General features: G+C 41.7%; 4 protein-coding genes. All 4 read left to right on the top strand.

Annotated features, from left to right (window positions below):
• The first annotated feature begins 49 nt into the window (after positions 1–49).
• Positions 50–1,399: a bacteriocin secretion accessory protein gene (locus O3633_RS05925; protein WP_371620725.1), complete on the top strand. Its 1,350-nt coding sequence runs from the start codon at positions 50–52 to the stop codon at positions 1,397–1,399.
• 169 nt (positions 1,400–1,568) lie between these two features.
• Positions 1,569–2,276, top strand: coding sequence for a phosphoribosylaminoimidazolesuccinocarboxamide synthase (gene purC, locus O3633_RS05920; RefSeq protein WP_371620724.1), 708 nt, complete (start codon positions 1,569–1,571; stop codon positions 2,274–2,276).
• A 56-nt stretch (positions 2,277–2,332) separates the two neighbouring features.
• A complete protein-coding gene (locus O3633_RS05915) occupies positions 2,333–6,058 on the top strand; it encodes a phosphoribosylformylglycinamidine synthase (protein WP_371620723.1) in 3,726 nt (1,241 codons plus the stop codon).
• Positions 6,059–6,226: 168 nt separating this feature from the next.
• Positions 6,227–7,669 (top strand): amidophosphoribosyltransferase, encoded by a 1,443-nt coding sequence (gene purF, locus O3633_RS05910; protein WP_000220606.1) that lies wholly within the window; start codon positions 6,227–6,229, stop codon positions 7,667–7,669.
• The last annotated feature ends 100 nt before the right edge of the window (positions 7,670–7,769 follow it).

Raw genomic sequence — 7,769 nt, 5'->3', positions numbered from 1 at the left:
TCAGGGTGGTTTTTATGCCCACTTGGTGAATAGTTAGAGAGGAGAAAAGATGCAATCAGAATTTTTAGAAAGTGCTGAGTTTTACAATCGTCGTTACCATAATTTTTCTAGTTATGTGATTTTTCCAAGTTTTATCTTGTTTTTGTTCCTGATCGTTTTTTCAATTTTTGCACAAAAGGAGATAAGCTTGACAGCTGGAGCTACGGTAGAACCTGCTCGTATCATTGCCACCATTCAGTCTAGTAGTAATAGTAAGATTGTTGCCAACCATTTGGCTGAAAATAAGTTTGTCAAGCAAGGGGATCTTCTCGTTCAATACCAAGAGGGAGCAGAAGCAGTTCAGGCTGAGAATTATGCTAGTCAGTTGGAAATGCTCAAGGATCAGAAGGTTCAACTGGAGTATTTAAAAGCAAGCCTTCAATCAGGAAGCGATCAATTTCCTGAAGCAGATAAATTTGGTTATCAGCATAGTTTTTTAGATTATCTAAATCAAGCTGCTAGTCTGCGAAGTCAGGTTGAGCAGCAAAATGCTAGTATATCATCTCAAAATGCAGCAGCCAGTGGTAGTCAGGCAGAGTTAGGCAATCTCATCGGTGAAACCCAGTCCAAAATTAAAGAATATCAGCAAGCTAAGTCTGCTATTCAAGCTGATGGAGTCTTAGAGAGTGATCATCCAGCTTATGTCATTTATCAGTCTTATCAGTCAACAAAAGAGCAGGGATCGGAAGCCAAACAGCAGGTCTTATCTCAGCTAGATGCTCACATCACTCAGTTGGAGTCAACTCTTGCAGGTTATCGAGTACAGTATGCAGGTTCAGGAGCCCAGCAAGCTTATGCATCTGGATTAGGAAGTCAGTTGGAGTCATTAAAATCTCAGCAACTAGCCAAGGTAGGCCAGGAATTAACGCTCTTGGATCAGAAAATTCTTGAAGTAGAGTCAGGTAAAAAGATTCAAGGAAATCTTTTAGATAAGGGAAAAATCACAGCAACAGAAGATGGTGTTCTACATTTGAATCCTGAGCATAGTCGATCTACCATCATTCCAGAAGGAACTATTCTTGCTCACCTTTTTCCACAGTTGGCTAGGGAGAGGAAGGCAAAACTGACAGCTTATATCAGTTCTAAGGAAGTGGCTGATCTCAAGCATGGAAATGAGGTACGATTTACAACAGTAACAGATGCCAATAAGCAGCTAGTGTTGACCTCCAAGATTACGAATATCGATACCAGTGCGACTCAGACAGAAAAGGGCAATTTCTTTAAATTAGAGGCAGAGACCGATTTGAATGCTGAACAAGCAGAAAAACTTCGTTATGGACTTGAAGGTCGTTTGACTATGATTACAGGTAGGAAGAGTTTTTTACGCTACTATCTGGACCGCTTTTTGAAACAAGAATAAAGTTTCTATTTTTAACTCAAATCGATCTTAGAAAATCGCAAATGAAAAATCGTTTGCGATTTTTCTGTACTTTTTCAGATACTATACAAAATATAGTTCGTGTAATATTTGATTTTTAGTGTATGTTGTGTTAGAATGATGTAAAGTAATGCGAAAGGCGAACAAGAAAATGTCCAGTAAACTTATTTATACGGGAAAAGCTAAAGATATCTATACTACAGAAGACGAAAATGTGATTAAGTCGGTCTACAAGGATCAGGCCACTATGCTGAATGGAGCTCGCAAAGAGACCATAGAGGGGAAAGGTGTGCTGAATAATCAGATTTCGTCTCTTATTTTCGAAAAATTGAATGCGGCTGGTGTGGCGACACACTTTATCGAACGTATTTCTGACACAGAACAACTTAACAAGAAGGTTTCAATCATTCCTTTGGAGGTTGTGCTGCGTAACGTGACTGCAGGTTCTTTCTCAAAACGTTTTGGCGTGGAAGAAGGTTTGGACTTAGAAACTCCAATCGTTGAATTTTACTACAAGAACGATGATTTGGATGATCCATTCATCAATGATGAGCATGTGAAGTTCTTGGATATTGCCAATGATGAGCAAATTGCTTATATCAAGGAAGAAACGCGTCGTATCAATGAATTGTTGAAAGATTGGTTTGCACAAATTGGTCTTCGGTTGATTGACTTCAAATTGGAATTTGGTTTTGATAAGGATGGCAAGATCATCTTGGCAGATGAATTTTCACCAGACAACTGCCGTCTTTGGGATGCGGAAGGGCACCACATGGACAAGGATGTTTTCCGTAGGGACTTGGGCAGTTTGACAGATGTTTATGAAGTTGTATTGGAAAAATTGCAAGGATTGAAGTAATTTTTTGAATTCCTCTCCAATACGGTTTTTAAGTAGAAATAAATAAAGGAACTAAAATGGATAAACGTATTTTCGTTGAGAAAAAAGCTGATTTTCGTGTGAAATCGGACTCTTTAGTAAAAGAATTACAACATAATCTTCAGTTAAAAACTTTGAAGGATCTTCGTATTGTTCAGGTTTACGATGTCTTTAATTTGGCAGAGGACTTGTTTGCGCGTGCGGAAAAACATATTTTTTCTGAGCAAGTGACCGATACTGTTTTGGATGAAGCTGCGGTTCAGGCTGATCTTGAGAAGGTTGCTTTCTTTGCTATCGAAAGTTTGCCTGGTCAATTTGACCAACGTGCGGCCTCTTCACAAGAAGCTTTGCTGTTGCTTGGTAGCTCAAGTGATGTAACGGTGAATACAGCACAACTCTACTTGGTCAATAAGGATATTGATGCGAATGAATTGGAAGCTGTTAAAAACTATCTTTTGAACCCAGTGGACTCTCGTTTCAAAGATATCACTCTTGGCATTGCGAAACAGGATTTCTCTGAGTCTGACAAGACCATTCCAAACTTGGATTTCTTTGAAACTTATACAGCAGAAGATTTTGCTAAGTATAAGGCTGAGCAAGGATTGGCCATGGAAGTGGATGACCTTCTCTTCATTCAAGATTACTTCAAGTCTATTGGACGTGTGCCAACTGAGACTGAGTTGAAGGTTTTGGATACTTATTGGTCTGACCACTGCCGTCACACAACTTTTGAGACAGAGTTGAAAAACATCGACTTCTCAGCTTCTAAATTCCAAAAACAATTGCAGGCGACTTATGACAAATATATCGCTATGCGTGACGAGCTAGGACGTACAGAAAAACCTCAAACCTTGATGGATATGGCGACTATTTTTGGCCGTTATGAGCGTGCTAATGGTCGTTTGGATGATATGGAAGTATCTGATGAAATCAATGCCTGCTCTGTAGAAATTGACGTGGATGTCAATGGTGTCAAAGAACCATGGCTTCTCATGTTCAAAAACGAAACTCACAACCACCCAACGGAAATCGAACCATTTGGTGGTGCGGCTACTTGTATCGGTGGTGCCATTCGTGACCCATTGTCAGGGCGTTCCTACGTTTACCAAGCCATGCGTATTTCAGGTGCTGGCGATATTACAGCTCCAATTTCAGAAACTCGCGCTGGGAAATTGCCACAACAAGTGATTTCTAAAACAGCGGCTCACGGTTATTCTTCATATGGGAACCAGATTGGTCTTGCAACAACTTATGTTCGTGAATACTTCCACCCAGGTTTCGTTGCTAAGCGTATGGAGCTAGGTGCCGTTGTCGGTGCGGCTCCTAAGGAAAATGTTGTCCGTGAAAAACCTGAAGCAGGTGATGTGATTATCTTGCTCGGTGGTAAGACTGGACGTGATGGTGTCGGTGGTGCGACAGGTTCTTCTAAAGTTCAAACGGTTGAATCTGTTGAAACAGCTGGTGCTGAGGTTCAAAAAGGGAATGCCATCGAAGAACGTAAGATTCAACGTCTTTTCCGTAATGGGGAAGTAACCCGTCTGATCAAGAAATCAAATGACTTTGGTGCTGGTGGTGTCTGTGTGGCTATCGGTGAATTGGCAGATGGTCTTGAAATTGATCTAGACAAAGTGCCATTGAAATACCAAGGTTTGAACGGTACAGAAATTGCCATCTCTGAATCTCAAGAGCGTATGGCTGTGGTAGTTCGTCCAGAAGATGTGGCAACCTTTATTGCAGCATGTAACAAAGAAAATATTGACGCGGTTGTCGTTGCGACAGTGACTGAAAAACCAAATCTTGTCATGCACTGGAATGGTGAAACAATCGTCGATTTGGAACGTCGTTTCCTTGATACGAACGGTGTACGTGTGGTTGTAGATGCTAAGGTGGTTGACAAGGATGTCAAGATTCCAGAAGAACGTCAAACATCCGCTGAAACACTTGAAGCAGATACGCTTGCAGTCTTAGCTGACCTCAACCATGCTAGTCAAAAAGGGTTGCAAACCATCTTTGATAGCTCAGTTGGTCGTTCAACAGTCAATCACCCACTTGGTGGTCGCTACCAAATTACACCAACTGAAGCTTCTGTACAGAAATTGCCAGTCCAACATGGTGTGACAACAACTGCTTCTGTTATGGCGCAAGGCTTTAACCCATACATCGCAGAATGGTCTCCATATCATGGTGCTGCTTATGCGGTCATCGAAGCAACCGCTCGTTTGGTTGCTGCTGGTGCAAACTGGTCTAAGGCTCGTTTCTCTTATCAAGAATACTTCGAGCGTATGGATAAACAAGCAGAGCGTTTTGGTCAACCAGTAGCAGCTCTTCTTGGATCCATTGAAGTTCAGATTCAACTTGGGTTGCCATCTATCGGTGGTAAGGACTCTATGTCTGGTACCTTTGAAGAATTAACAGTACCACCAACCTTGGTTGCTTTTGGTGTCACAACTGCAGATAGCCGTAAGGTCCTTTCTCCAGAATTTAAAGCTGCTGGTGAAAATATCTATTACATCCCAGGTCAAGCTTTGGCACAAGAAATTGACTTTGATCTTATCAAGTCTAACTTTACTCAATTTGAAGCCATCCAAGCTGATCACAAAGTGACAGCAGCATCAGCTGTCAAATATGGAGGTGTCCTTGAAGCTCTTGCTCTTGCAACATTTGGTAACCATATCGGTGCTATTGTAACCCTTGAAAATCTTGAAACCGCCTTGACAGCTCAATTGGGTGGATTCATCTTTACATCTCCTGAAGAAATTGTGGGAGTTAAGAAGATTGGACAAACAACAGCTGACTTTACACTTGCTGTCAATGGTGTAACGCTTGATGGACACAAGCTTGACAGTGCCTTCCAAGGTAAATTGGAAGAAGTTTACCCAACGAAATTTGCACAAGCAAAAGAACTGGAAGAAGTGCCTGCGGTAGCATCAGATGCTATCATCAAAGTAAAAGAAACAGTTGAGACACCAGTGGTTTACATCCCAGTATTCCCAGGCACTAACTCTGAGTACGATTCAGCTAAGGCCTTTGAAAAAGAAGGTGCAAAAGTCAACTTAGTACCATTTGTCACACTTAACGAAGAGGCTATTGTCAAGTCTGTTGACACCATGGTTGACAATATTGAAAAAGCTAACATTATCTTCTTTGCAGGTGGCTTCTCAGCCGCCGACGAACCCGATGGATCAGCTAAATTTATCGTTAACATCTTGCTCAATGAAAAAGTACGTGCAGCTATTGATAGTTTCATCGAAGGTGGTGGTTTGATTATCGGTATCTGTAACGGATTCCAAGCTCTTGTCAAATCAGGTCTTCTTCCATACGGTAACTTTGAAGATGCAAGCAGTACCAGCCCAACCCTCTTCTACAATGATGCCAACCAACACGTGGCTAAGATGGTAGAAACACGGATTGCCAATACCAACTCACCATGGCTTGCTGGCGTGAAAGTTGGTGACATCCATGCCATCCCAGTATCACATGGTGAAGGTAAATTTGTCGTGACAGCTGAGGAATTTGCAGAACTTCGTGACAATGGACAAATCTTTAGCCAATATGTTGACTTCGAAGGCAAACCAAGCATGGATTCACAATACAATCCTAACGGATCTGTGAATGCTATCGAAGGGATCACCAGCAAGAATGGTCAAATCATCGGTAAGATGGGACACTCAGAACGTTATGAAGACGGTCTCTTCCAAAATATTCCAGGAAATAAAGACCAACATCTCTTTGCATCAGCGGTTCAATACTTTACTGGGAAATAGGCTTTGCAGATTTTCTAATAGATAACCATCAGTAAATGTAAAATCAAGTAGATCTAACTTGCTATAATTGCAAATGATTTGCTGTTGCGAGTGAAACGAGCTTCTGCCGTATCATTCCGCTCTAGTATCGTTAAGGAATGATACACAAATAAAAATTAGGTATATAAAATGACATACGAAGTAAAATCTCTTAATGAAGAATGTGGTGTTTTTGGTATCTGGGGCCACCCAGACGCTGCCAAATTGACCTATTTTGGACTCCATAGTCTTCAGCACCGTGGTCAGGAGGGGGCAGGTATCCTCTCCAATGACCATGGGCAATTGAAGCGTCATCGTGATATGGGGCTTTTATCAGAAGTCTTCAAAAATCCTGCTAATTTGGATAAATTGACAGGAACTGGAGCGATTGGACACGTGCGTTATGCGACTGCGGGAGAAGCATCTGTAGACAATATCCAACCTTTCCTATTCCGCTTTCACGATATGCAGTTTGGTTTGGCTCATAATGGGAATCTGACCAATGCAGAATCTCTCAAGAAAGAATTGGAACAAAGAGGAGCAATCTTTAGCTCGACTTCTGATTCAGAAATCTTGGCTCACTTGATTCGCCGTAGCCACAATCCAAACCTAATGGGTAAAATTAAGGAAGCCCTCAGTCTTGTTAAAGGTGGTTTTGCTTATCTCTTGATGTTTGAAGATAAGTTAATTGCAGCGCTTGATCCAAACGGCTTCCGTCCTCTGTCAATCGGGAAAATGACGAATGGAGCAGTAGTGGTTTCATCTGAGACCTGTGCCTTTGAAGTAATCGGTGCTGAGTGGATTCGCGATGTGAAACCAGGCGAGATTGTTATTATTGATGACAATGGTATCCAGTATGACAGCTATACAAACGATACTCAGTTGGCTATCTGTTCCATGGAGTATATCTACTTTGCCCGTCCTGACTCCAATATCCATGGTGTCAATGTTCATACGGCTCGTAAGAGAATGGGAGCTCAATTGGCACGTGAGTTCAAGTATGAAGCTGATATCGTAGTTGGGGTACCAAACTCCTCACTCAGTGCAGCTATGGGCTTTGCTGAAGAATCAGGCCTGCCAAATGAAATGGGGCTCATCAAGAACCAATATACGCAACGGACCTTTATCCAGCCGACTCAAGAATTGCGCGAGCAAGGGGTTCGTATGAAATTGTCTGCCGTTTCTGGTGTCGTTAAAGGCAAACGCGTGGTCATGATTGATGATTCGATTGTACGAGGAACAACATCACGTCGCATTGTCCAACTCTTGAAAGAAGCGGGGGCATCAGAAGTTCACGTTGCTATTGGGAGTCCTGCTCTTGCCTATCCTTGTTTCTACGGGATTGATATTCAGACACGTCAGGAATTGATTGCAGCCAATCATACGGTTGAAGAAACTTGTCAAATCATTGGTGCGGATAGCCTGACTTATCTTTCTATTGATGGCTTGATTGACTCTATTGGGATTGAAACAGATGCGCCAAATGGCGGCCTCTGTGTGGCTTACTTTGATGGGAAATATCCAACTCCTCTCTATGACTATGAAGAAGAATATCGTAGAAGTTTAGAAGAAAAAACGAGTTTTTACAAATAAAAAATCCCATTGAAGGAAAGGAAAAGGAAAAAACAAATGACAAATAAAAATGCTTACGCGTCACGTCTCACTACTGACTAAAAGCTAAAGCATTTGTCAG

Origin of the sequence: Streptococcus sp. 27098_8_22 (assembly GCF_041432415.1) — a bacterium.
GTDB lineage: Bacteria > Bacillota > Bacilli > Lactobacillales > Streptococcaceae > Streptococcus > Streptococcus pseudopneumoniae_M.
The sequence above is the reverse complement of the archived record's forward strand: the minus strand, read 5'-3'. Positions and strand labels throughout refer to the sequence as shown.